Source organism: Klebsiella sp. GB_Kp056 (assembly GCF_040064755.1).
Classification (GTDB): Bacteria; Pseudomonadota; Gammaproteobacteria; order Enterobacterales; family Enterobacteriaceae; genus Klebsiella; species Klebsiella quasipneumoniae.
In genome coordinates this window covers 132,928-157,534 of sequence record NZ_JBEAJA010000040.1, presented here as the reverse complement: position 1 = coordinate 157,534, position 24,607 = coordinate 132,928, and the positions used below count along the sequence as shown (strand labels likewise).

General features: G+C 57.8%; 24 protein-coding genes and 1 pseudogene. 12 read left to right on the top strand and 13 right to left on the bottom strand.

Annotated elements, in window-relative coordinates; all coding sequences use genetic code 11:
• Nucleotides 1–42: 42 nt before the first annotated feature.
• From fadD to ABLV52_RS07655, 4 genes are all read right to left on the bottom strand, one after another.
• The gene (gene fadD, locus ABLV52_RS07670) at nt 43–1,728 is read right to left on the bottom strand and encodes a long-chain-fatty-acid--CoA ligase FadD (protein ID WP_085551111.1); all 1,686 of its coding nucleotides are present in this window, start codon (nt 1,726–1,728) and stop codon (nt 43–45) included.
• Nucleotides 1,729–1,933: 205 nt separating this feature from the next.
• Complete coding sequence (locus tag ABLV52_RS07665) at nt 1,934–2,515, bottom strand: Slp family lipoprotein (RefSeq protein WP_032453356.1); 582 nt, start codon at nt 2,513–2,515, stop codon at nt 1,934–1,936.
• 38 nt (nt 2,516–2,553) lie between these two features.
• The gene (gene tsaB / locus ABLV52_RS07660) at nt 2,554–3,249 is read right to left on the bottom strand and encodes a tRNA (adenosine(37)-N6)-threonylcarbamoyltransferase complex dimerization subunit type 1 TsaB (protein ID WP_348890234.1); all 696 of its coding nucleotides are present in this window, start codon (nt 3,247–3,249) and stop codon (nt 2,554–2,556) included.
• A 145-nt stretch (nt 3,250–3,394) separates the two neighbouring features.
• Nucleotides 3,395–5,305, bottom strand: a complete 1,911-nt coding sequence (locus ABLV52_RS07655) for an ATP-dependent DNA helicase (RefSeq protein ID WP_348890233.1) — start codon at nt 5,303–5,305, stop codon at nt 3,395–3,397.
• Nucleotides 5,306–5,436: 131 nt separating this feature from the next.
• On the opposite strand from ABLV52_RS07655, the gene ABLV52_RS07650 reads away from it, so the two are divergent.
• Nucleotides 5,437–5,781: a RidA family protein gene (locus tag ABLV52_RS07650; RefSeq protein WP_002910910.1), complete on the top strand. Its 345-nt coding sequence runs from the start codon at nt 5,437–5,439 to the stop codon at nt 5,779–5,781.
• Here ABLV52_RS07650 and ABLV52_RS07645 read toward each other — a convergent pair whose 3' ends face one another.
• A complete protein-coding gene (locus ABLV52_RS07645) occupies nt 5,782–5,967 on the bottom strand; it encodes a YoaH family protein (protein ID WP_004203339.1) in 186 nt (61 codons plus the stop codon).
• Between the two features lie 88 nt (nt 5,968–6,055).
• On the opposite strand from ABLV52_RS07645, the gene pabB reads away from it, so the two are divergent.
• The 4 genes from pabB to ABLV52_RS07625 all read left to right on the top strand — a co-directional run bounded on the left by pabB (nt 6,056) and on the right by ABLV52_RS07625 (nt 11,266).
• Nucleotides 6,056–7,411, top strand: coding sequence for an aminodeoxychorismate synthase component 1 (gene pabB / locus ABLV52_RS07640; protein ID WP_348890232.1), 1,356 nt, complete (start codon nt 6,056–6,058; stop codon nt 7,409–7,411).
• Nucleotides 7,412–7,414: 3 nt separating this feature from the next.
• A complete protein-coding gene (locus tag ABLV52_RS07635; protein WP_023290215.1) occupies nt 7,415–7,993 on the top strand; it encodes a CoA pyrophosphatase in 579 nt (192 codons plus the stop codon).
• 162 nt (nt 7,994–8,155) lie between these two features.
• Nucleotides 8,156–9,520 carry an L-serine ammonia-lyase gene (sdaA, locus tag ABLV52_RS07630; RefSeq protein ID WP_004203344.1) on the top strand — a complete coding sequence of 455 codons (1,365 nt, stop codon included), beginning with the start codon at nt 8,156–8,158 and terminating at the stop codon, nt 9,518–9,520.
• Nucleotides 9,521–9,709: 189 nt separating this feature from the next.
• Nucleotides 9,710–11,266 carry an EAL domain-containing protein gene (locus ABLV52_RS07625; protein ID WP_348890231.1) on the top strand — a complete coding sequence of 519 codons (1,557 nt, stop codon included), beginning with the start codon at nt 9,710–9,712 and terminating at the stop codon, nt 11,264–11,266.
• A 36-nt stretch (nt 11,267–11,302) separates the two neighbouring features.
• Here ABLV52_RS07625 and yoaE read toward each other — a convergent pair whose 3' ends face one another.
• Entirely contained in the window at nt 11,303–12,862 is a 1,560-nt protein-coding gene (yoaE, locus tag ABLV52_RS07620; RefSeq protein ID WP_023290217.1) for a CNNM family cation transport protein YoaE, read from the bottom strand.
• A 446-nt stretch (nt 12,863–13,308) separates the two neighbouring features.
• On the opposite strand from yoaE, the gene manX reads away from it, so the two are divergent.
• The 5 genes from manX to mntP all read left to right on the top strand — a co-directional run bounded on the left by manX (nt 13,309) and on the right by mntP (nt 17,509).
• Nucleotides 13,309–14,280 (top strand): PTS mannose transporter subunit IIAB, encoded by a 972-nt coding sequence (gene manX, locus ABLV52_RS07615; RefSeq protein ID WP_004203357.1) that lies wholly within the window; start codon nt 13,309–13,311, stop codon nt 14,278–14,280.
• Between the two features lie 56 nt (nt 14,281–14,336).
• Nucleotides 14,337–15,137, top strand: a complete 801-nt coding sequence (locus tag ABLV52_RS07610; RefSeq protein WP_004203359.1) for a PTS mannose/fructose/sorbose transporter subunit IIC — start codon at nt 14,337–14,339, stop codon at nt 15,135–15,137.
• A 12-nt stretch (nt 15,138–15,149) separates the two neighbouring features.
• Entirely contained in the window at nt 15,150–16,001 is an 852-nt protein-coding gene (locus tag ABLV52_RS07605) for a PTS mannose transporter subunit IID (protein WP_004145526.1), read from the top strand.
• 62 nt (nt 16,002–16,063) lie between these two features.
• Entirely contained in the window at nt 16,064–16,522 is a 459-nt protein-coding gene (locus tag ABLV52_RS07600) for a DUF986 family protein (RefSeq protein WP_023290218.1), read from the top strand.
• A 420-nt stretch (nt 16,523–16,942) separates the two neighbouring features.
• A complete protein-coding gene (mntP, locus tag ABLV52_RS07595) occupies nt 16,943–17,509 on the top strand; it encodes a manganese efflux pump MntP (protein WP_348890230.1) in 567 nt (188 codons plus the stop codon).
• A 3-nt stretch (nt 17,510–17,512) separates the two neighbouring features.
• On the opposite strand, the gene rlmA is transcribed toward mntP, so the two are convergent.
• The 6 genes and pseudogenes from rlmA to mgrB all read right to left on the bottom strand — a co-directional run bounded on the left by rlmA (nt 17,513) and on the right by mgrB (nt 21,771).
• A complete protein-coding gene (rlmA, locus tag ABLV52_RS07590; RefSeq protein ID WP_348890229.1) occupies nt 17,513–18,307 on the bottom strand; it encodes a 23S rRNA (guanine(745)-N(1))-methyltransferase in 795 nt (264 codons plus the stop codon).
• A 61-nt stretch (nt 18,308–18,368) separates the two neighbouring features.
• Nucleotides 18,369–20,117 carry a peptidoglycan glycosyltransferase FtsI gene (gene ftsI / locus ABLV52_RS07585; RefSeq protein ID WP_032428912.1) on the bottom strand — a complete coding sequence of 583 codons (1,749 nt, stop codon included), beginning with the start codon at nt 20,115–20,117 and terminating at the stop codon, nt 18,369–18,371.
• Between the two features lie 187 nt (nt 20,118–20,304).
• Complete coding sequence (gene cspE, locus ABLV52_RS07580) at nt 20,305–20,514, bottom strand: transcription antiterminator/RNA stability regulator CspE (RefSeq protein ID WP_001062678.1); 210 nt, start codon at nt 20,512–20,514, stop codon at nt 20,305–20,307.
• An 85-nt stretch (nt 20,515–20,599) separates the two neighbouring features.
• A pseudogene (locus tag ABLV52_RS07575) lies at nt 20,600–20,671 on the bottom strand (DUF2627 domain-containing protein); the annotation flags it as partial.
• 591 nt (nt 20,672–21,262) lie between these two features.
• On the bottom strand, nt 21,263–21,553 hold the full coding sequence (locus ABLV52_RS07570; protein WP_023290222.1) for a YebO family protein: 291 nt from the start codon (nt 21,551–21,553) through the stop codon (nt 21,263–21,265).
• A 74-nt stretch (nt 21,554–21,627) separates the two neighbouring features.
• Nucleotides 21,628–21,771 carry a PhoP/PhoQ regulator MgrB gene (mgrB, locus tag ABLV52_RS07565; protein ID WP_002911375.1) on the bottom strand — a complete coding sequence of 48 codons (144 nt, stop codon included), beginning with the start codon at nt 21,769–21,771 and terminating at the stop codon, nt 21,628–21,630.
• 159 nt (nt 21,772–21,930) lie between these two features.
• Between mgrB and ABLV52_RS07560 the strand changes: the two genes are divergently transcribed.
• Nucleotides 21,931–22,170 (top strand): YobH family protein, encoded by a 240-nt coding sequence (locus ABLV52_RS07560; RefSeq protein WP_110211369.1) that lies wholly within the window; start codon nt 21,931–21,933, stop codon nt 22,168–22,170.
• Between the two features lie 57 nt (nt 22,171–22,227).
• On the opposite strand, the gene kdgR is transcribed toward ABLV52_RS07560, so the two are convergent.
• Nucleotides 22,228–23,019 carry a DNA-binding transcriptional regulator KdgR gene (gene kdgR / locus ABLV52_RS07555; RefSeq protein WP_004203369.1) on the bottom strand — a complete coding sequence of 264 codons (792 nt, stop codon included), beginning with the start codon at nt 23,017–23,019 and terminating at the stop codon, nt 22,228–22,230.
• A gap of 177 nt (nt 23,020–23,196) precedes the next feature.
• Here kdgR and ABLV52_RS07550 point away from each other — a divergent pair, with 177 nt between their 5' ends.
• Nucleotides 23,197–24,567 carry an MFS transporter gene (locus ABLV52_RS07550; protein ID WP_044523967.1) on the top strand — a complete coding sequence of 457 codons (1,371 nt, stop codon included), beginning with the start codon at nt 23,197–23,199 and terminating at the stop codon, nt 24,565–24,567.
• Nucleotides 24,568–24,607 lie beyond the last annotated feature (40 nt).

Sequence of the window (24,607 nt, the reverse complement as noted above, 5' to 3'; positions counted from 1 at the left end):
AAAAACGCCGGCGTAGCCGGCGTCTGGCGACTCATTCGTTACTCAGCCTTTATTGTCCACTTTAGCGCGCGCTTCGTCACGCAGTTCTCGCCGCAAAATTTTCCCGACGTTGGATTTCGGCAGTTCGTCACGGAATTCCACCAGTTTCGGCACCTTATAGCCGGTCAAATGGCGTCGGCAGAACGTAATCAGCGCTTCTTCGGTTAACGCGGCATCTTTCTTCACCACGAAGATCTTCACCGCTTCGCCGCTGCTGCCGGACGGCACGCCGATGGCCGCCACCTCCAGCACGCCGCTGTGCTGCATGACCACATCTTCGATTTCATTCGGATAGACGTTAAAACCCGACACCAGGATCATATCTTTTTTCCGATCGACGATGCGCAGGAACCCCTCTTCATCCATCACCGCGATATCCCCGGTGTGCAGCCAGCCGTTCTTGATGATCTCATCCGTCGCGTCAGGTCGCTGCCAGTAGCCCAGCATCACCTGCGGCCCCTTGATACAGAGTTCGCCAGGCTGGCCCGGCGCCACTTCGTTATCGTCATCATCCACCAGTTTGGCTTCGGTGGAAGGCACCGGCAGACCAATGCTGCCGCTGTGGTAGTCGATATCGTGGGGGTTGACGCTGACCAGAGGCGAACACTCGGTCAGTCCGTAGCCCTCAAGCAGATATTGCCCGGTCAGTTTCACCCAGCGCTCAGCCACCGCCTGCTGCACCGGCATGCCGCCGCCGGCGGAGAGGTGCAGCGAGGAGAAATCAAGCTGCTGGAACTCTTTGTTGTTCAGCAAGGCGTTGAACAGGGTATTGACCCCGGTCATGGCGGTAAAGGGATATTTCGCCAGCTCCTTCACCAGTCCGGGTATGTCGCGCGGGTTGGTGATCAGCAGATTCTGCCCGCCCAGCTCGATAAACAGCAGGCAGTTCATGGTGAGGGCGAAAATGTGATACAGCGGCAGCGCGGTCACCACAAACTCTTTGCCGCGATGCAGCAGCGGGCCGTAGGTGGCATTGACCTGCTCGAGGTTGGCCAGCATGTTGCGATGGGTCAGCATCGCCCCTTTAGCCACCCCGGTAGTGCCCCCGGTGTACTGCAGAAACGCCAGATCTTCCGCTACGATCTCCGGCTTCACATACTGCATGCGATAGCCGTGCTGCAGCGCGCTGCGAAACGAGATGGCATCCGGCAGATGGTACTTCGGCACCAGGCGCTTGATGTACTTAACCACAAAGTTCACCAGCGTGCCTTTGGCGGTGGAGAGCTGATCGCCCATGCGCGTCAGGATCACGTGTTTCACCTGGGTCTTCGCCACCACTTTTTCCAGGGTATGGGCAAAGTTGGAGACGATGACGATCGCCGCCGCGCCGCTGTCGTTGAGCTGATGCTCCAGTTCCCGCGGGGTATATAAGGGGTTGACGTTGACCACGATCATCCCGGCGCGCAGGATGCCAAACAGGGCCACCGGATACTGCAGCAGGTTAGGCATCATCAGGGCCACCCGATCGCCCTTCTGTAACCCTAAGCCCTCCTGAAGGTAAGCGGCGAAGGCGCGACTGCGCTCTTCCAGCTTACGGTAGGTCATCACTTCACCCATATTGATAAACGCCGGTTGGTCGGCGTAGCGGGTGGTGGCATGTTCAAACAGTTCAACCAGGGATTGATAGCGGTCAGGATTTATCTCCGCCGGAACATCTGCGGGATAACGGTTTAGCCAAACCTTTTTCACTGCATCACCTCTGAAATAGTTATTCGTCGTCATCACAGCCCCTGGGAAATACATTTTGTTAACATTATATTAACTCAGCGTACCAGTTTATTAATTAGGCAATGAGCAGGTTGCGAAGCGCGTCACTATTTTTTTTCTTATTCGACTGAAAACAAAGAAACAGCGGACTGGCCGCTGTTTCTTTGAACTAACAAAAACAACAAAATCATTCAGTTACAACGTTTCTTACCTCAGCAGGGCCGGGGTTGTACCATCCCCATCCGCCATAGCCGTACCCCCAGGGGCGGGGACCCAGCATCCACGGGTCGATGGGCTGCGGGGGCATCACCACCTGCTGCACCACGTTCCAGCGTTTGTAGCCGGTGGCGTTCATCAGCATAAATTTGTAGGGCGTGCTACCCACTTTGCCATCGACCACCCCGGCAATCGGCCCGACCACGGTCACCAGCTGACCCCGGAAATCCACCGGATCGAGGAAGCCGTTAACATCGGCAAAGATTCGCCCGCGCGAGGGTTCGCCCAGTTCCGGTCGCGCACCGCTGTCCAGCGGCACGGTAGCGATTTCTAAGCGGGTTTTACCCTGCTGGTTCTGCACGTTGACCACCTTGCCGCCAAAGCGCGCTTCCTGACCAACGTACAGCTGCGGGGCGTTCATCACCCGCACCAAATCCTGCTGCGGCGTGGGGCTGGTGCCTTTGATGGCATCCGGCACCGATACGCAGCCGCTCAGCGCAACGGCAACCGCCGCGGCCAGCAGCCAGCGAACGCCCTGTTTTTGACCCGCCATGATGCGACTCCTTTTCTCAGTCTTCTTGTTACTGAGATTCACTCGCGGCCCGGAAGTTTCTTCCACGCCACCTCGTTACGCAAATAAACCGGCTCCGCTTTCTCCACGGCCACGGTTTTCCCTGCCGCCAGCAGATAACAGGCTAACGGCAGCATATCCTCTGCCGCCGGCAGTTCAATTTCGCCGCTGCTTAAGGTCAGTCCGCTCTCTTTCGCCAGATCCGGCCACGCCTGCCAGCCGGTGCCGACGGTGGCCCATTCGCCGGAAAGCTGCGCCAGCCGTTCGGCCACCGCGTCCGGTTTGAGCACCGCTTCCGTCTCTTCGCCGTGCCAGACGCCCTGCTCGTCGCGCTGGTACTCAGCCCAGTAGACTTCACCCATCCTGGCGTCAATCGCCGCCAGCACGCGTGTGGTGCCGGTTTTGCGCCAGGCGCCCTGCGCCATGGTGGCCAGCGTGGAAACGCCGATCATCGGCAGCTCCGCGCCGAGCGCCAGCCCCTGGGCGATACCGATGCCGATACGCACGCCGGTAAAGCTGCCCGGGCCGCGGCCAAAGGCCAGCGCGTCCAGCTCGGTCAGAGTGGTGCCGCTCTCGGTGAGAACCTCCTGCACCAGCGGCAGGATACGTTGGGTGTGTTCGCGGGGACAAATTTCGAAATGAGCACTAAGGGTGCCATCATTCCACAGCGCCGCGGAGCAGGCCTCTGTGGCGGTATCGATAGCCAAAATTCGCATGGGTGGTCACGCTCTCGTTACATAGTTCAGGCCTTCAGGCAGCCTGTTTACCGGCAGACGGTCAATCCGTCGCCACACCGCCCGAAGTCTAGTGGGAACCGCTAATTAACAAAATGGCGCGCAGCTTAACACATTTTAGGGCGGATTACCTTGCCGGCGGCACGGCGAGGAAGCGCACCGCCCGGCGGATATCGCGGGTCCGCGGCGCGGGCGGCAGGCTGGCCAGGAACACCGCGCCGTAAGGGCGCATCACCAGCCGGTTGTCACAGATAACCAGCACCCCACGGTCGTCGATATCGCGGATCAGTCGGCCCACCCCCTGCTTGAGGGTGATCACCGCGTCCGGGAGCTGCACTTCATCGAACGGATCGCCGCCGCGTAGCCGGCAATCTTCCATCCGCGCTTTCAGCAGCGGGTCGTCCGGCGAGGTAAACGGCAGCTTATCGATGATCACCAGCGACAGCGCGTCTCCGCGCACATCGACCCCTTCCCAGAAGCTGCTGGTGGCCACCAGCAGGGCGTTGCCGGCGTTGACGAACTGCTGCAGCAGCTGGCCTTTACTGGTCTCCCCCTGCAGCAGCACCGGCAGGGTCATGGTGGCGCGGAACTGCTCCGCCAGATCGCGCATCATGGCGTGCGAAGTACACAGCATAAAGCAGCGACCGTCGTTAGCCTCGATCAGCGGTTTAAGCATGGCCGCCAGATGGCGCGCCGCGCCGGGCTGGTTCGGCAGCGGTAGATTACGCGGTACGCAGAGCAGCGCCTGATGCTGATAGTCAAAGGGGCTAGGCAGCAGCAGAGTCTGCGCCTCGTCGATCCCCAGCCGGGCGGTGAAGTGGTGGAGATCGTCATTTACCGACAGCGTCGCCGAGGTAAAGATCCAGCTTCCCGACTTCTGCGCCATCACCTCTTTAAACTTCTCGGCCACGGTCAACGGCGTCAGCGCAAGGGTAAAGTGGCGCGAGGTGCACTCATACCAGTAGCTGTAGCCCGGCTGATTGATCTCTTTCAGCCGCTTCAGACGCCCGCGATAAAGCGTGGCGCGCTCAAAGGCGGCGTCGAGCAGCGCCGAGCGCCCCAGCGAGAGCTTGGCGACGTCGTAACACAGTTCAAGAGCATCATCGAGCAGCAGCAGCGCCCGCTGAATGTGGCTGTCCGCCAGCAGCTCGCGCAGGTTGCCGCGGTAGCCCGGGTCCCCCAGCTGCAGGCGAAAATCCTGGGCGCTTTGCGCCAGGCGGTCGGCGCATTTTTGCAGCTGCTGGGTGTCTTTCAGTTCGGTGCGGTAGGCAATGGTGATGTCTTTCGCCAGATCCAGCAGCTGGCGGCTGGAGAGCGACTGGCCAAAGTACTGGCTGGCGATATCCGGCAGCTGATGGGCTTCGTCGAAGATCATCACCTCCGCCTCGGGGATCAGTTCGGCAAAGCCGCTCTCTTTGACCACCATATCGGCAAGAAACAGATGATGGTTGACCACCACCACGTCGGCGTCCATCGCTTTTTTACGCGCCTTCACCACGAAGCAATCTTTATACAGCGGGCAGTCGCTGCCGAGGCAGTTATCGTTGGTGCTGGTGACCAGCGGCCAGGCCAGGGAATCTTCCGCCACGCTGGCGCAGGTGCTGATATCGCCATCCTGGGTTTGGTTCGACCAGGAGCGCAGGAGGATCACGTCGCTGAGGGTTTGCACCGGCAGATCGCCCCCCGCCAGCGCCTGCTGTTCCAGGCGTTCGAGGCACAGGTAGTTGGAGCGCCCTTTTAGCAGCGCCAGTTTGCCGGTGAATTTCAGCGCTTTGGCGACGGTGGGCAGATCGCGGCTGTAGAGCTGATCCTGCAGCGCTTTCGACCCGGTGGAGATAATCACCTTTTTTTTCGCCCGCAGCGCCGGCGCCAGGTAAGCGTAGGTTTTACCGGTTCCAGTCCCCGCTTCCACCACCAGCGGCCGGGAGGCCTCAATCGCTTCGCTGACCGCCACTGCCATCTGGCGCTGCGGCTCGCGCGGTTTAAATCCCGGTATGGCTTTGGCTAGCTGGCCGTCTGCTGCAAAATCGTCGATCACATTGCCCCCTGGTTATTTGGACAGTGATTATGTCAGGGAGGACGGCGTTTCGCCAGTCCGGGTAGTGACGCGAGCGGAACATTATGGCAGTCTTGCCGCTGCCGAATGGAATGCTCAAAGAGGAATGAGAAATGACAATTACGCGTATTGATGCCGAAGCCCGCTGGTCAGATGTAGTGATCCACAATCAGACCCTTTACTACACCGGCGTACCGGCGAATCTTGATGCCGATGCCTTCGAGCAGACCGCCAACACCCTGGCGCAGATTGACGCGGTGCTGGAAAAACAGGGCAGCGACAAGTCGCGTATTCTTGACGCCACTATTTTCCTTGCCGACAAAAGCGACTTTGCGGCGATGAATAAAGCCTGGGACGCCTGGGTGGTAGCCGGTCACGCCCCGGTGCGCTGCACGGTGGAAGCGACGCTGATGAACCCGCAATATAAAGTTGAGATCAAAATCATCGCCGCGGTGTAATTACTCGTCTTCGTCTTCATCTTCAAAGCGCGCGACGATCCGTTCGCCGGTATGCGTCGCGCGTAGCTCTTCCGCCACCAGGGCAATCGCCTGGCCGCTGCTCATCCCCTGGGCCATCAGTTCCTGGATACGTTCGACCGCTTTTTGCTGTTGCTCGTGGCTCAGCGAAGGTAAACCTGCAAACATCTTGTACTCCTGCTACATTGTGGGGCGTAATTATTTCACGCCGTCCCCGCCTACGCCAGAGGGACGGTAACGTTCAGGATCGAGAAAGATGTTGTCCCCCGCGATTATTACCCTGCCCTGGCGCCCGGATGCCGCCGAATACTATTTTACGCCGTTAAGCGCCACGCCCTGGGCGATGCTGCTGCATTCCGGCTTTGCCGACCATCCGCATAACCGTTTTGATATCCTGGTGGCGGCCCCGCGCGCCACGTTGCTGACGCGCGGTGAACAGACCTGGATCGATGACGGCGAGACCGTTTTTGTCTCGGCTGACGATCCGCTGCAACTGCTTCAGCAGCAGCTGGATCGTCAGCCGTTCACGCCGCAGCCCCATGAGGATCTGCCGTTTCTTGGCGGCGCGCTGGGGCTTTTCGGTTACGATCTGGGCCGCCGTTTTGAGCGACTTCCCGCTGCCGCGCAGGCCGATATCGCGCTGCCGGATATGGCGGTGGGGATTTATGACTGGGCGCTGATCGTCGACCATCAGCGCCAGCAGGTGTCGCTGCTCAGCTATGACGACCCGCAGCAGCGTCTGCAGTGGCTGGAGGCGCAAACGCCGGCGCCGGGTGAAACCTTCGCCCTGACCTCGGCCTGGCAGTCAAATATGAGCCGCCAGCAGTACGGCGAGAAATTTCGTCAGGTGCAGGCCTATCTGCGCAGCGGTGACTGCTATCAGGTCAACCTCGCCCAGCGTTTTCAGGCCCGCTACGTCGGGGATGAATGGCTGGCCTTCCGCCGGCTGAACGCCGCCAACCGCGCCCCCTTTAGCGCCTTCATCCGCCTTGCGGAAGGGGCGATTTTAAGCCTGTCGCCGGAGCGATTTATTCAGCTCCGCCAGGGTGAGATCCAGACGCGCCCGATTAAGGGCACCCTGCCGCGGCTCGATTCGCCGCTGGCGGATGCGCAGCAGGCGGAGAAGCTGGCGAACTCGCCGAAAGACCGCGCTGAGAATTTAATGATTGTCGACCTGATGCGCAACGACATTGGCCGCGTCGCCGTCCCGGGCAGCGTGCGGGTCCCCGAGCTGTTCGTGGTGGAGCCGTTCCCGGCGGTCCATCATCTGGTCAGCACCATCACCGCCCGCCTGCCGGCGACGCTTCATGCCAGCGATCTGCTGCGCGCCGCCTTCCCCGGAGGGTCGATCACCGGCGCGCCGAAGGTACGGGCGATGGAGATTATTGATGAACTGGAACCCCAGCGACGCAACGCCTGGTGCGGGAGCGTCGGCTATCTGAGCTATTGCGGCAATATGGATACCAGCATCACCATTCGCACCCTGACGGCCTGGCAGGGGCAACTGTATTGCTCCGCCGGGGGCGGTATCGTCGCGGACAGCGAGGAAGATGCGGAATATCAGGAAACTTTTGATAAAGTTAATCGTATCCTGCACCAACTGGAGAACTAGACCATGGCGGACCACGCCCTCAATCTGGATGATTTTCTGTCCCGCTTCCAGCTGCTGCGCCCTCAGCCTTCGCGCCATGCGCTCAATCAGCGGCAGGCGGCGGTACTGGTGCCGATCGTGCGCCGGCCGCAGCCTGGCCTGCTGCTGACCCAGCGCTCGCCGCTGCTGCGCAAGCACGCCGGCCAGGTCGCCTTTCCCGGCGGGGCGGTAGATAATACTGATGCGACCCTTATCGCCGCCGCTCTGCGCGAAGCCCAGGAAGAGGTGGCGATCCCGCCGGAGACGGTTGAGGTGATTGGCGTTCTGCCGCCGGTGGACAGCGTCACCGGCTTCCAGGTGACGCCGGTGGTGGGTATTATTCCGCCGGATCTGCACTATCACGCCAGCCAGGACGAAGTCTCCGCGGTATTTGAAATGCCGCTCGCCGAGGCCCTGCGCCTCGGGCGCTATCATCCGCTCGATATCCACCGCCGGGGCAACGACCACCGCGTCTGGCTCTCCTGGTACCAGCATTATTTTGTCTGGGGGATGACCGCCGGGATCATTCGCGAGCTGGCGCTGCAGATAGGCGCGCGCCCTTAGCTATACTGATTATGAGAGGGCGCTCTCACTATTAGTAAAATCGCGGTTATCCATTAGTTTAATTCATGTGAATAGTTGAACTGACAGGGCGCTTCCCTCTTACACTATGCGCAGTTATTACATCGTTACCGCACCCGCGGTAACCCTGTCAGGAGTATTATCGTGATTAGTCTATTCGACATGTTCAAGGTGGGGATTGGTCCCTCATCTTCCCACACTGTTGGCCCGATGAAGGCCGGTAAACAGTTCGTCGATGACCTGGTCGAAAAAGGATTGCTTAATGCAGTGACCCGCGTGGCGGTTGACGTCTACGGTTCGCTGTCATTAACCGGCAAAGGCCACCATACGGACATCGCCATTATCATGGGACTGGCGGGCAATCAGCCCGATACGGTCGATATAGACGCGATACCGGCATTTATCCGTGACGTCGAGACACGCGGCCGTCTGCTGCTGGCCAACGGTCAGCACGAAGTCGACTTCCCGGCGGATGACGGCATGCGTTTTCGCAGCGACAATCTGCCGCTGCACGAAAACGGCATGACCATTCATGCCTGGGCCGGCGAGAAAGAGATCTACTGCAAGACCTATTACTCGATTGGCGGCGGCTTTATCGTCGACGAAGAGCACTTCGGCAAAGAAAACGCCAACGAACTACAGGTGCCCTACCCGTTTAAATCGGCGCAGGAAATGCTGGCCTACTGCAAAGAGACCGGCCTGTCGCTATCCGGGATGGTAATGCAGAACGAGCTGGCGCTGCACAGCAAAAAAGAGATCGAGGACTATTTCGCTAATGTCTGGCAGACCATGCGCGCCTGTATCGACCGCGGCATGAACACCGAAGGCGTGCTGCCTGGCCCGCTGCGCGTGCCGCGTCGCGCCTCGGCGCTGCGTCGTCTGCTGGTGGCCAGCGATAAGCTCTCCAGCGATCCGATGAACGTCGTTGACTGGGTCAACATGTTCGCGCTGGCGGTCAATGAAGAGAACGCCGCCGGCGGTCGCGTGGTGACCGCGCCGACCAACGGCGCCTGCGGCATCGTTCCGGCGGTACTCGCCTATTACGATCACTTTATCGAATCCGTCAGCCCGGAGATCTATATCCGCTACTTTATGGCCTGCGGTGCGATCGGCGCGCTGTACAAGATGAATGCCTCCATTTCCGGCGCCGAAGTCGGCTGTCAGGGCGAAGTGGGCGTCGCCTGCTCGATGGCGGCGGCGGGTCTGGCTGAACTGCTCGGCGCCAGCCCGGAGCAGGTCTGCGTGGCGGCGGAGATCGGTATGGAACACAACCTCGGCCTGACCTGCGACCCGGTCGCCGGCCAGGTACAGGTGCCGTGCATAGAACGTAACGCCATCGCCTCCGTGAAAGCGATCAACGCCGCGCGGATGGCGATGCGCCGCACCAGCGAACCGCGCGTCTCGCTCGATAAAGTGATCGAGACCATGTACGAAACCGGCAAAGACATGAACGCCAAGTACCGCGAAACCTCGCGAGGCGGCCTGGCGATTAAAGTTCAGTGTGACTAACATGTTGGCTTTCGCCTGCCGCTTCCCGGGGCGCAGGCGCGGAGCGAGGGTAACTAAAAGCCCCTGCCTTCCTGATGCGCCCTCCGTGGCGCATTTTCTTTTTTCTATACCTGGCGATATTCTGCCACTACAATTGCTCTATTAAATAAGCCACGCTTAACCACTCGTCCTGTCGACAGGGTGTCGCACATGCAGACTGCACAAAAAGTCATTACGGCCTATCGCCGCAAACGCATTATAGTCTGCCTGCTGGTCGCCCTGGTGACCCTGGGCGCCACCTTAGCCATTCGATTTATTTCGCAGCGTAGCGAAAATGAAGACTATATCCGCACGGCCGCCAGCCAGCGGGTGGCGGCGCTAAATAATATCCTGCGCCCGCTGAGCGCGGAGCGCACCACCCTGCTTCCTCTGGTGGACAAACGCTGCCCGGATATCCATCTGACCCTGCGCAAAATGGCAGCCTCGTTGCAGACCGTTCGTTCCGTCGTCCTCGTGAAGGACGGTATCGTTTACTGTTCGAGTATTTTCGGGCAACGGCAGGCGGATTTACACCAGCTGCAGCCCTCGCTGCCAGCCCCCCATCCCTTATTGCTCTTTTCAACCGAAAAATCGCTGCTTAAAGGGACGCCGGTATTGATCCAGTGGTACCCCACCCCGGAAAGCGGCCAGGACGGCGTGATGTTGATTGTCAATATCGAGCTGCTGGGGACCTTAATTCTCAACGAAAAATCATCCCTGATAAGCGACGTCAGCCTGCAGGTTGGCGATCGTTATTTTAGCAGCCGCGATGGGCTTCTCGATAAAACGCATACCCCGCAGGGAACGGTGATTTATCGCCAACGCTCTAGCGAGTTTCCGTTTACCATCAACATCAACGGCCCTGGCGCCTCGACAATCGCCCTCGAAGAACTGCCTGGCGAGCTGCCGCTGGCGCTGATCTTCAGCCTGCTAATGACTGGCATCGCCTGGCTGGCCACCGCCGGAAGAATGAGCTTCTCGCGGGAGATAAGCCTCGGTATTTCCGCCCGGGAGTTTGCCCTCTGGTGCCAGCCGCTGCAGGATGCGCGCAGCGGCCGCTGCTGCGGGGTGGAGATCCTGCTGCGCTGGAACAACCCTCGCCGCGGAGCGATTTCGCCGGAGGTGTTTATTCCCATCGCCGAAGGGGACAATCTGATCATCCCCCTCACCCGCTACGTCATTGCCGAAACCGCCCGCCGTCTGGATGCTTTTCCCAGCGACCGCCAATTTCATATCGCCATTAACGTCGCTGCCCGCCACTTCGCCAACGGCTTACTGCTGCATGACCTGCATAATTACTGGTTCAGCATGAACCCGGTACAACAGCTGGTGGTCGAGCTGACCGAACGCGATGTCCTGCAGGATGGCGACCAGCATATGGCCGAAGATCTGCACCTGAAAGGCGTACAGCTGGCGATCGATGACTTTGGCACCGGCAACAGTTCGCTCTCATGGCTGGAAAAACTGCGCCCGGACGTGCTGAAGATTGACCGCTCGTTTACCAGCTCGGTGGGGATAGACAGCGTCAATGCCACGGTGACCGATATCATTATCTCCCTCGCCAACCGGCTGAATATTATTACCGTTGCCGAAGGGGTGGAGACGCTGGAGCAGGAAAGCTACCTCAGAAACCACGGCGTCGATGTGCTGCAGGGGTTTTATTATGCGCGGCCGATGCCGGTGGAGGCGTTCCCGGCGTGGCTGGCCAGTCAAGAGGCAACAGAATAACTCGCCGGCCCCCACGGGGACCGGCGCGCAGGACGATTACTCTTCTTCGTCGCTCGGCGGACGGGTGACCACCGCGCGAACCAGATCGACCCGGTAGTCATTCGCTTCCACCACGGTGAAATGCAGCGGCGGCAGCGACACCACGTCGCCAATGCGCGGGATATGGCCATTGGCGGAGATCACCAGACCGGCAACGGTGGCAATATCCTCATCGTCATTGATCAGCGGATCCAGCCCCAGCGCCTGCTGCAGCGCATGCAGGTCGGTCGACCCCTTAATAAGCCAACCGTCGCCATCGATAACGATCTCCGGCGTCTCATCGGCGTCCGGGAATTCACCGGCGATCGCTTCCAGGACGTCCAGCGGCGTCACCAGCCCCTGCACCACGCCAAATTCATTGGTCACGATGACGAAACTGCCGCGCGCGCGACGCAGGACGCCGAGCAGATTGATCGGGTCCAGCGTTTCAGGCACCACAATCGCCGGAGAGGCGGAGGCCAGCGCCGCGACGTTTTCGCCCGACTCCAGGGCCACCAGCATCTCTTTCGCCCGCACGATGCCAATGATTTCGTCCAGTTCTCCGCGGCAGACCGGGAACAGACTGTGCGGCGACGAAAGCAGCTGACGGCGAATTTCATCTTCACTCTGCTCAGCGTCCACCCAGCTGATTTCCCCGCGCGGAGTCATGATGCTGCGCAGAGAGCGCTGAGCCAGCGTCAGCACGCCGTTAATCATGTAGCGCTCTTCTTCCGCAAAGGCGCCCTCCGGTACCGGCACCGACGCCGGGCTGTCGGCGTCATGGTTGACGGAGGCCTGTTTACGGCCACCCATCAGGCGCAGGATCGCATCCGCGGTACGGGCGCGCAGCGGCAGCGTCGACTGGTGACGAACAAAGTTGCGGCGCGCCACCTGGTTAAAGAACTCAATGATGATCGAGAAACCGATCGCCGCGTACAGGTACCCTTTCGGAATATGGAAGCCAAACCCTTCCGCCACCAGGCTCAGGCCGATCATCAACAGGAAGCTCAGACAGAGCACCACCACCGTCGGGTGCTGGTTGACAAAGCGCGTCAACGGCTTCGACGCCAGCAGCATCATAATCATCGCGATCACGACCGCCGCCATCATCACCGGCAGATGGTTCACCATCCCGACCGCGGTGATCACCGCATCCAGAGAGAAGACAGCATCCAGCACCACGATCTGCAGTACCACCACCCAGAAACTGGCATAGCCTTTCCCGTGACCGGCGTCATGCTGGCGGTTTTCCAGCCGTTCATGCAGCTCGGTTGTCGCCTTGAACAGCAAGAAGATCCCGCCGAGCAGCATGATGAGGTCACGCCCGGAAAAGGAGAAATCGGCGATAGTAATCAGCGGTTTAGTCAGCGTCACCATCCAGGAGATCACCGACAGCAGCCCCAGGCGCATCACCAGCGCCAGCGACAGGCCGATCAGTCGCGCTTTATCACGCTGCTTCGGCGGCAGTTTGTCCGCCAGGATGGCAATAAACACCAGGTTATCGATACCGAGCACAATTTCCAGAACGATAAGCGTCAACAGGCCGGCCCAGATTGAGGGATCCATTAACAATTCCATGTGCGACTCCGGTTAGCGGCAACGTCAGTCATCGCCATGTCATGCACGGACGCGACAATAGATGCTGAGAGATAAGCGTGATGCGTGGAGGTGGCAACCAGGTGCCAGAAAGTGAAAAGACGTCGATGACGGTCCATACTGCGGGCTATGCCCTATACTCCTGAGTAATTAAACGGAAGTTAAACATAGCAAAATATAGATCGAAATTGGAAAAGATTTACCTGAATTTGCAATAACTAAGGCTATTTTTTGCGCTGCAAAATTATTACCAGGCGATGCCTGATTAACGGATCTTCATCACATTAATTATTTTTTCACTGTCTAAAATAATTCGCGGTAGTAACTATTTTCTATCTTACACCCTAACTGAATCGATTTTGTCCTCAAGAGTGATTCAGGATGTATCAAAGCAGATGATGCATTCACGATAATAAAGGAGGTAGCAAGTGACGATTGCTATTGTAATAGGCACACATGGTTGGGCTGCAGAACAGCTGCTGAAAACAGCAGAGATGCTGTTGGGCGAGCAGGAAAACGTTGGCTGGATCGATTTCGTTCCGGGTGAAAACGCCGAAACGCTGATCGAGAAATACAATGCCCAGTTGGCAAAACTGGATACCAGTAAAGGCGTGCTGTTTCTCGTCGATACATGGGGAGGCAGCCCGTTCAACGCTGCGAGCCGCATTGTCGTCGATAAAGAGCATTACGAAGTCATCGCCGGCGTCAACATCCCGATGCTGGTGGAAACCTTCATGGCCCGCGATGACGATCCTTCCTTTGATGAGCTGGTCGCCTTAGCGGTAGAGACCGGCAGCGAAGGCGTGAAAGCGCTGAAGGCCAAACCGGTGGAAAAAGCGGCCCCTGCGCCCGCTCCTGCCGCGGCGCCAAAAGCCGCCGCCCCGGCCAAACCGATGGGCCCGAATGACTACATGGTCATTGGCCTTGCGCGTATCGACGACCGCCTGATCCATGGTCAGGTCGCCACCCGCTGGACCAAAGAGACCAACGTCACCCGCATCATCGTCGTCAGCGATGAAGTCGCCGCGGATACCGTGCGCAAAACCCTGTTGACCCAGGTTGCGCCGCCGGGCGTCACCGCCCACGTGGTGGACGTCGCCAAAATGATCCGCGTCTACAACAACCCGATGTACGCCGGACAGCGCGTGATGCTGCTGTTTACTAACCCGACCGACGTTGAGCGCGTCGTCGAGGGCGGCGTGAAAATCACCAGCGTCAACATCGGCGGTATGGCGTTCCGCCAGGGCAAAACCCAGGTTAACAACGCGATTTCGGTCGATGCCAAAGATATTGAGGCGTTTAACAAGCTGAACGCACGCGGTATCGAGCTGGAGGCACGTAAAGTGTCCACCGACCCGAAACTGAAAATGATGGATCTGATCGCCAAGGTTGATAAATAACCCGGACGATCGCGCCCCAGTTTTCACTTTAAGACTTAATCAACAGGAGAAGTACAATGGAGATTACCCTTCTTCAGATTGTGCTGGTGTTCATCGTCGCGTGTATTGCGGGTATGGAGTCGGTGCTTGATGAATTTCAGTTCCACCGTCCACTGGTCGCCTGTACGCTGATCGGCGCCGTTCTCGGCGATATGAAAACCGGTATTATCATCGGCGGTACGCTGGAAATGATCGCCCTGGGCTGGATGAACATCGGTGCGGCGGTTGCCCCTGATGCCGCGCTGGCGTCCATTATTTCCACCGTTCTGGTTATTGCCGGCCATCAGAGCATCGGCGCCGGCATCGCGCTGGCTATCCCGCTGGCGGCTGCAGGCCAGGTGCTGACCATCATCGTGCGTACCATCACCGTAGCCTTCCAGCACGCAGCGGATAAAGCGGCGGAGAATGGCAACCTGACCGCCCTGTCGTGGCTGCACGTCTCATCCCTGTTCCTGCAGGCGATGCGTATCGCTATCCCGGCCGTCATCGTGGCCATTTCCGTCGGTACCAGCGAAGTCCAGGGCCTGCTGAATGCGATCCCTGAAGTGGTTACCAGCGGCCTGAACATCGCCGGCGGCATGATCGTGGTTGTAGGTTACGCGATGGTCATCAATATGATGCGCGCGGGCTACCTGATGCCGTTCTTCTACCTCGGCTTCGTCACCGCCGCCTTCACCAACTTCAACCTGGTGGCCCTGGGCGTGATTGGCGCGGTCATGGCAATCCTCTACATCCAGCTGAGCCCGAAATATAACCGCGTCGCCGGTGCCCCGGCTCAGGCGGCTGGTAACAACGATCTCGATAACGAACTGGACTAACAGGTGAGCGAAATGGTTGATATGACTAAAAATACCACCGAGAAAAAACTCACTCAGAGTGATATTCGTGGCGTGTTCATTCGTTCTAACCTGTTCCAGGGTTCATGGAACTTCGAACGTATGCAGGCGCTGGGCTTCTGCTTCTCTATGGTTCCGGCGATTCGTCGTCTCTACCCGGAGAACAACGATGCGCGTAAGCAGGCGATTAAGCGTCACCTTGAGTTCTTCAATACCCATCCTTACGTTGCCGCGCCGGTACTGGGCGTAACGCTGGCGATGGAAGAGCAGCGCGCCAATGGCGCAGAGATTGACGATGGCGCCATCAACGGCATCAAAGTCGGTCTGATGGGGCCGCTGGCCGGCGTCGGCGACCCGATCTTCTGGGGTACGGTGCGTCCGGTGTTCGCGGCCTTAGGCGCCGGGATCGCGATGAGCGGAAGCCTGCTCGGACCTCTGCTGTTCTTTATCCTGTTCAACGCGGTGCGACTACTGACCCGCTACTATGGCGTCGCCTACGGTTACCGCAAAGGCGTGGACATCGTGAAAGATATGGGCGGCGGCTTCCTGCAGAAACTGACTGAGGGGGCGTCAATCCTCGGCCTGTTTGTCATGGGGGCGCTGGTTAACAAGTGGACGCACGTGAACATTCCGATGGTGGTGTCAAAAATCACCGGCTCTGACGGACAGGTTCACGTCACCACGGTGCAGACGATCCTCGACCAGCTGATGCCGGGCCTGGTACCGCTGCTGTTGACCTTCGCCTGTATGTGGCTGCTGCGTAAGAAAGTTAACCCGCTGTGGATCATCGTTGGCTTCTTTGTCATCGGTATCGCGGGCTACGCTGTCGGTCTGCTGGGTCTGTAATTTCCAGGTTGTACGCCGGGGGCTTGCCCCCGGCTTTTTTTTATCAGGAGGAACGCAAAGCAATGACATTCACGGACCTGGTGATCATCCTGTTTATCCTTGCGCTACTGGCCTACGCGGTGTATGACCAGTTTATTATGCCGAGGCGCAACGGCCCGGTGCTGCTGGCCATCCCCCTGCTTCGCCGCAGCCGCGTTGACGGCATGATCTTTGTCGGCCTCATCGCCATTCTGATCTATAACAACATCACCCAGCACGGCACCGCGATCACCACCTGGCTATTATCTGCGCTGGCGCTGATGGGACTCTATTTATTCTGGATCCGTACGCCGAAAATCATTTTTAAACCGCGCGGCTTTTTCTTCGCCAACGTGTGGATAGAATATCAGCGAATTAAAGAGATGAATTTATCCGAAGACGGCGTACTGGTGATGCAATTAGAGCAACGGCGGCTGCTGATTCGCGTACGAAATATCGACGATCTGGAAAAAATATACAAACTTCTCGTTTCAACTCAATGAGTTAAAAATATAGCCAACGCTATGTTTTTTCAGATTTCTTCTGGGGAATTATATAGCCATGGCTATATTTCCCCCTCTGCCCTTCTGTTTTTTCATTAACTATTTATTTACTTATAAATTCAAATGAAAATCGTTATCATTTGGTTATTAAAATAGCCCTCTTCTGTTATTGTTTTATATTCTAAAAATATGTTAAGGTTGCGCCCGTCGTTGGGGAGTAGCCGATTTCCTGCCCGTCAGGAAATGTACGTGTCAACATACTCGTTGCAAAACGTGGCACGTACGGGTTGAAGTGATTCAATCAGGCGAGACCATAGATACATCACTGCTGTACGTATTGCTCAGCCATTGAGCGGCTCCGCGTATATTTACTGGGGGCAGCGATGTGTCATATGGATTATCCCCGGTCAGGACAGGCACATGAATTTATCCGCAACCCTTCTTCTCGCTTTCGGCATGTCTATGGACGCCTTCGCGGCCTCTATCGGCAAAGGCGCCACCCTGCATAAACCCAAATTCTCAGAAGCTGTACGCACCGGGCTGATTTTTGGCGCCATTGAAACCCTGACGCCGATGGTCGGCTGGGGACTGGGCATGCTGGCCAGCCAGTTTGTGCTCGAGTGGAATCACTGGATTGCTTTTATTCTGCTGGTGTTTCTCGGCGGGCGGATGATTGTCGAAGGGCTTCGCGGCGATAGCGACGAGGCGTGCGAGGCGCCTCGCCGGCATGGCTTCTGGCTGCTGGTCACCACCGCCTTCGCCACCAGCCTTGACGCGATGGCCGTCGGCGTCGGTCTGGCCTTCCTGCAGGTCAGCATTGTGACCACCGCGCTGGCGATCGGCTGCGCCACCTTTATCATGTCGACGCTGGGGATCATGGTGGGTCGCTTTATCGGCCCGCTGCTGGGCAAACGGGCCGAAATTCTCGGCGGTATCGTACTGATTGGCATCGGCAGCGAAATTCTCTGGAGCCATTTCGCCGGTTAAGCTTTACTCCTCACGCTGCCAGCAATGGATCATAAAATCGGTCTGGCAGCCAAAGGTCGCCTGCTGACGCAGCGCGTCATGCACTTCGGCTTTGGCCCGCCACGCGAACGGCGTCATCTGCAGCAGGGCCTGCGCTTCACTTCCCGTCAGGGTCATCGGATAAGCCAGCTGCTGCTGAGCATCCAGGCGGAACCCCGGCATCGCTTCCGTCTTCAGCTCATGCAGGCGGATCTCATCGTAAATCAGCCCTTTCAGCTCCAGCAGATGGCAGGGTCCCGGCGTGGCAGTGATCACCCATCCGCCAGGCCGCACCACCCGCGCCAGCTCACCGGCGTTGCAGGGGGCGTAAATGCGCACCACCGCATCGAAGCTGTTATCGGAGAATGGCAGCCGCTGGCTGGAGGCGACGCAAAAATTCACCTGCGGGTAGCGTTTCGCCGCCGCGCGGATTGCCGGCTTCGACACGTCCAGCCCCCAGCTGCGGCTGGCGATGGCGGCAAATGCGTGGGTGTAATAGCCTTCGCCGCAGCCGATATCCAGTAATGCCTGAGGGGCAGCGTGCCGCAGTCGCTCAGCGATAGCGTCCCGCAGCGGCTGATAATGCCCGGCGTCGAGGAACGCCCGACGGGCCTGCATCATCTCAGCGCTGTCGCCGGGATCGCGCGACCGTTTGAACTGCACCGGTAGCAGATTGACGTACCCCTCTTTCGCCAGATCGAACTGGTGCCGCTGCGGGCAGGAATAGTGATTGTCGCTACGGCTGAGCGGCGCGTGGCAAAGGGGGCAACTGTATGACATGACGGCTCCGGTGTCGCTGAAAGGGCGAAAGTGTAGCGCTATTCGCCCCTGCAGACCACTGTTACAGCGCCGGCGCCAGCGGGTGGCTGTCGTGCATAACGATCAGATTCTCCGCCCCTTGTGGCATGCCGTCCGGCATGACGTTCTCCAGCCGCAGGACATCGCCCATAATCTGGCTGAATACCGGGGCGGAAACGGCCCCGCCGTAATAGGAGCCATTGCTCGGGTCGTTCATCACTACAACCAGCGCGAACTGCGGACGGCTGGCGGGCGCCACGCCGGCGGTATAGGCCACATATTTGTCGATATATTTGCCGTCCGGACCGATTTTCTTCGCCGTCCCCGTTTTTACCGCCACCCGGTAGTCGCGCACCGCCGCTTTGGTACCGCCCCCGCCTGGGAGCGCCACGCTCTCCATCATATGCTCCACGCTGTGAACAATATTCTCCGGCATTACGCGCGTGCCAATCACCGGCGGGTCGATGCGGGTGATCGACAACGGTCGTTGTATGCCGAAGCCGCCGATGGTGGCGTAAACGTGCGCCAGCTGGAGCGGGGTAACCATCAAACCATAGCCGAAAGCGAAGGTGGCGCGATCCAGTTGCCCCCAGTAACGACGATGCGGCATCAGCCCGGCGCTTTCGCCGGTCAACCCCAACCCCGTCGGCTCGCCGAAGCCGAAAGCCGTATAGGTGTCAATCAGATGCTGCACCGGCATGGCAAGCGAGAGATGCGATACGCCGGTATCGCTGGATTTCTGCAGAATGCCGGTCAGGCTCAGCTCCGGATAATAGCCGACATCGCGGATACGGTGGCCGTCGAGGACAAACGGATGAGTGTCCACGACGCTGTCCGGCTGGACAATCCCTTGCTGCAGCGCGGTCATGATCACCAGCGGTTTGACGGTCGACCCCGGCTCGAAGGTATCGCTGATGGCCCGGTTGCGAAAATCATCCAGCGTTGCGGCATCGCGATTGTTGGGATTGAAGTCCGGATAGCTGGCCATCGCCAGGATCTCACCGGTATCGATTTTAATCAGCACCGCCGCCCCGGACTCGGCTTTATTCCAGCGAACAGCGTTGTCGAGGGCATCTTCCGTCACCGTCTGCAGGCGCTCATCGATACTCAGCTGCAGATTATGCGCCGGCACAGGCGGTACTTCGGTAATGTTCTCAATCACATTGCCATGTTTATCTTTCCGCACCAGACGTCGCCCGGGTTTACCGGTCAGCTGGGCGTTGAAGCTTTTCTCCACCCCTTCGATGCCCTGATTATCGACATTGGTAAAGCCCAGCAGATTGGCAGCCACATGGCCTGCCGGATAGAAACGCCGCGATTCATCGCGCAGGTAGACGCCTGGCAGATGCAGTTTATCAATCCACGCCGCCTGCTCGGGATTGATCTGCCGCGCCAGATAGAGAAAGCGGGCGTGGGGATGGCTCTGTACCCGCTGGGCCAGTTCCCCGAGGTTGAGATGCAGCGCTTCGGCCATCGCCTGCCAGCGGGGTCCGTAGCCGACGCCGCCCTTCTCCATGGTGGTCTGCGGGTCGATCCAGATTGCGCTGACCGGAACGCTCACCGCCAGCGGTCGTCCTTCCCGGTCGGTGATCATCCCCCGCTCAACCGCAACGGGCTCTTCGCGCAGAGAACGCATATCCTCTTGTTTTACCAGATTATCGGGGGAAATAATCTGCAGCCAGCCCACGCGGGCCAATAGCAGTCCCAGACAACCGAGTATGGCCACGCAGAGTAACCCGAAGCGAATCGGGGTAAAGCTGGCGGCGGACTTCATTTTTTTATTTAGCACCATAGCTCCGGCATTGTTTTGCAACCAACTGATTTAACAGAAAATTAGCAAAACAGACTGCTACACAATGCTAATAAAGTTGAGTATTTGCAACAAGACGCGACGAGAGGGGGAAAAATGACATGCTTTGCAATAAAAACGCAAAAGCCCCGCGCAGGCGAGGCTTTTATACAAGAAGAGTGGTCTTGTATCAGATAGCAGTTACGTTAACTGCAGCCGGACCTTTCTGGCCGTCCTGAATTTCGAACTCAACGTTCTGGCCTTCAGCCAGAGTTTTGAAGCCGTTACCCTGGATAGCGGAGAAGTGTACGAACACGTCTTTGCTGCCATCAGCCGGAGTAATGAAACCAAAACCTTTAGACTCGTTGAACCACTTAACTTGACCTTTAATCTTTGCCATTTGCAAAATTCCTTAGACTGTTTTCTTCGCCTGCTGGCGTTTACATAGATAAAACTGACACATAACTGCATGAGGCACTAATTTAAGGTTCGGCAGAGAAGCGGTATTCAACGACAACGTGTTTACTCAGGACTTCTTTACTGAAAATGCCACACATAAACAGAACTGTACCTCGTTTAACCCGAAAGGTGTTATCACACACTACGTAAATAATGGCAAGCCATTTTTAAACGTGTCTCGATCGTTCGCACAAATTATAAGGTAATCCTTTGATCGCCTGCACATTTATGCGTGTTTGTCGCCCCTGGCAAGGCGCTATGGCGTTTATCAATAACGCAAGAGCGCAGCCCGGTAACGGCAACTTTTTTACCATAGCTCAACAACTTCGCTTCGTCCAGGTATGTCCGTATACGAACTGCCAGTATACAGGCGACTGGCGGGCCGTGATGAATATTGATGCGCAAAATTCGTTATAACCCCAGACGAAAAATCGCTAAAGCCACGCCAGTGTAGTGATAATAAAACCTGTTAGTCGTCACGCTAAAAATAGTGCTAATTCTGCACCTTAATAATGAAAAAAAGATGACAGCGTCACGTTATCCAACAATAAACGCGGCGGGGATCACTTTATTTACAGCGTGTAAAAAAGGGGATAGTACATTGAGAAAGGAATAATGGAATAAGAATAAGATATTACCGCCCGCTATCATGCAGGTGCGCATCTTATGATGCACACCTGTCGAGGTACTTAGCGCTCTGCCACCAGGCGGATAAACTCGTCCTCCCCTTTCGCCTTACCGGCGACGGTCGGCTCAGCCACGTCCTCTTTTTCCGGCGCACTGGCTTCGCACAGGCGACGTAGCAGCGCATTCTGCCGCTTTTGCTGATCCAACAGCGCCTGCAGCAGTTCTATCTGCTCATTCGCCCGCGAGCTGGCGCGGTTGACGAAGAACCATAACAACAGACCGACAAGCAGCAGCGCCACAGACACGGCCAGCGATGCCAGATTTAAGATCCCAGGATTTAGTAACTCACTCATTTCACCACCTCAAAGAGAAGGCGTTCATTCTACCACCCGCGGCGCAGAAGGAAATCAGTCGTCAGAAAAATGTCTTACCACGGGATAAATTTATTGATAGTGCAAATGCCGCTGAAAAACTGAACATCCTGGTCGCACATTACGTTAAGCATCTGAGTCCACAGCAACAGGCAGCCTGCTATGATGACTATCAGTAAAACCCACCGTAATTTTTTCACTCCACTCTCCGCATCAGTACTTTATGTCGCCAGGATAACACGGCCTTCTTAAACCGCGGCTAACTGTAATACGAAAGGCAAGTTTAGGAATCATCGACTTGTTTCAAAACGTGTTCGTGTCAAAATCACGGCAAGGATCTTACAAATAATGAGGCATCAATGCGATTAATCATTCGTACTATTGTCGTAGTGGCTATCTTATGGATTGGCGTATTATTAAGCGGCTACGGGGTATTATTCCACAGTGAAGAAAACGTCGGCGGTCTCGGCCTGAAGTGTCAATATCTCACCGCCCGTGGGGTCAGTACCGCACTTTATGTGCATTCCAATAGCGGCGTAATCGGCGTCAGCAACTGCCCGCTGCTGCGTAAAAGCGCAACCGTCGTCGATAACGGCTAAGATCGAACCGGCGACCGCGACGATAGCGCCGCGGTCGCCGAATACTTCAGCGCCGTGTCAGAAGGGGTAGTCGTTATATCCCATCTGCTCAGAAATCTTGCGCGCCGCCTGGTGCAGCATCGCCACATATTCATGCAAACGTTCTTCAGAGAAACGTAAGGTCGGGAAAGAGATACTCAGCCCGGCGATGACCACGCCGAAACGGTCGAATACCGGTACCCCGATGCAGCGTAGCCCCTCTTCCTGCTCTTCGTTATCTTCGCCATACCCCTGCTCGCGAACGCCATCCAGCACCTTCAGCAACTCAGCGGTACTGGTGATGGTCCGCTCGGTGCTGCGTTTATACTCCACGCCGTCAAGGATCTGCTCCACTTCGCTGCGATCGCGCCACGCCAGCAGAACCTTGCCAATCGCGGTGCTGTACAGCGGGTTGCGACGGCCGATACGCGAGTACATCCGCAGGTTATACATTGAATCAATCTTGTGAATGTAAACAATACTGTCTTCATCCAGCGCGCCGAGATGGATAGTCTCTTTCGTCAGGCGGGAGAGTTCCCGCATCTGAATATCGGCGCTGCGCACCAGATCGACGTTCTGCAGCGCGCGCGCGCCCAGCTCGAACAGTTTGAGCGTGAGGGAGTATTTCTCAGACTCTCCCTCCTGCGCCACATAGCCCAGTGATTTCATGGTCTGTAAAAAGCGATAAACGGTGCTTTTCGACATCATGACGCGCTGGGACAGTTCGGTAATGCCAATTTCACGCTCTTCACCCAGCGCCTGCAGGATGCCGAAAACCTTCAATACCGAAGAGACAGAATCTGGCTGTTTATCCAAATCTGCACCTGCCATTTATCACCTCGTCGTAACTGTTTTATAAAATTTAGAACCGGTTTTTATTATAAATTCGCCGCCTCTGCGCCGCAATCATTCTTCTGCCACTTCGTTACAAATCTGCGACATACTGCGGAATAATCAATGCTAAACTCATCATTCAAAAAACCGTTTCATTCAAGACTTATATTCACCATGGATAAAAATTCATCCGATGGCGTGCCGCTGCCGCAACGCTATGGCGCCATTCTGACCATTGTGCTTGGGCTGACCATGGCCGTGCTCGACGGGGCTATCGCCAACGTCGCGCTGCCAACCATCGCCAGCGATCTTAACGCCTCGCCGGCGGCTTCAATCTGGATCGTTAACGCCTACCAAATCGCCATTGTTATCGCCCTGCTGCCGCTCTCTTTCCTCGGCGACATGGTCGGCTATCGCCGTATCTATAAGATAGGCCTGGTGGTATTTATCTTTACCTCGCTGGCCTGCGCCCTGTCGCGCAGCCTCGAAATGCTGACCTTCGCCCGCGTCGCCCAGGGACTGGGCGGCGCCGCGCTGATGAGCGTAAACACGGCGTTGATCCGCCTGATTTATCCACAGCGCTTTCTCGGTCGCGGCATGGGTATCAACTCCTTTGTCGTCGCCGTCTCTTCGGCGGCAGGCCCGACGATCGCCGCCGCCATCCTCTCCCTCGCCTCATGGCAATGGCTGTTTTTAATTAACGTGCCTCTCGGCATCGTCGCCTTTGTCCTGGCCATGCGCTTTCTGCCGCCCAACAGCGCGCGCAGCAAAATCGTCCGCTTCGATTTGCCGAGCGCCATCATGAACGCGCTGACCTTCGGGCTGTTGATCACCGCCCTGAGCGGTTTCGCCCAGGGCCAGTCCACGCAGCTGGTGCTGGCGGAGGTCGCCGCTATGCTGGTGGTAGGCTTTTTCTTCGTTCGCCGTCAGCTCACGATGCCCGTCCCGCTGCTGCCGGTCGATCTGCTGCGCATCCCGCTCTTCTCCCTCTCAATCTGCACCTCCATCTGCTCCTTCTGCGCACAGATGCTGGCGATGGTCTCTCTGCCTTTCTTCCTGCAGACGATGATGGGGCGCAGCGAAGTGGAAACCGGCCTGCTGCTGACGCCGTGGCCGCTGGCGACGATGGTGATGGCGCCGCTGGCCGGCTATTTAATCGAGAAATGCCATGCGGGGCTACTGGGGGCCATTGGGCTGCTGGTTATGGCCTGCGGCCTGTTCGGTCTGGCGCTGCTTCCGGCGTCGCCCACCGATCTGGATATTATCTGGCGTATGGCGCTGTGCGGCGCCGGCTTCGGGCTGTTCCAGTCGCCCAACAACCACACCATTGTCGCCTCGGCCCCGAGCCATCGCAGCGGCGGCGCCAGCGGCATGCTGGGCACCGCTCGCCTGCTCGGCCAGAGCACCGGCGCCGCGCTGGTGGCCCTGCTGTTCAACCTGCTCGGCAACAGCGGCACCCACACCGCCCTGCTGCTGGCCGGCATCCTGGCGACCGTCGCGGCGCTGATTAGCGGTCTGCGCGTCACCCAGCCGCGCGCAGCCTGACGATGAAGGACAAAAAAAATCCGCAGCCTTCGGGCTGCGG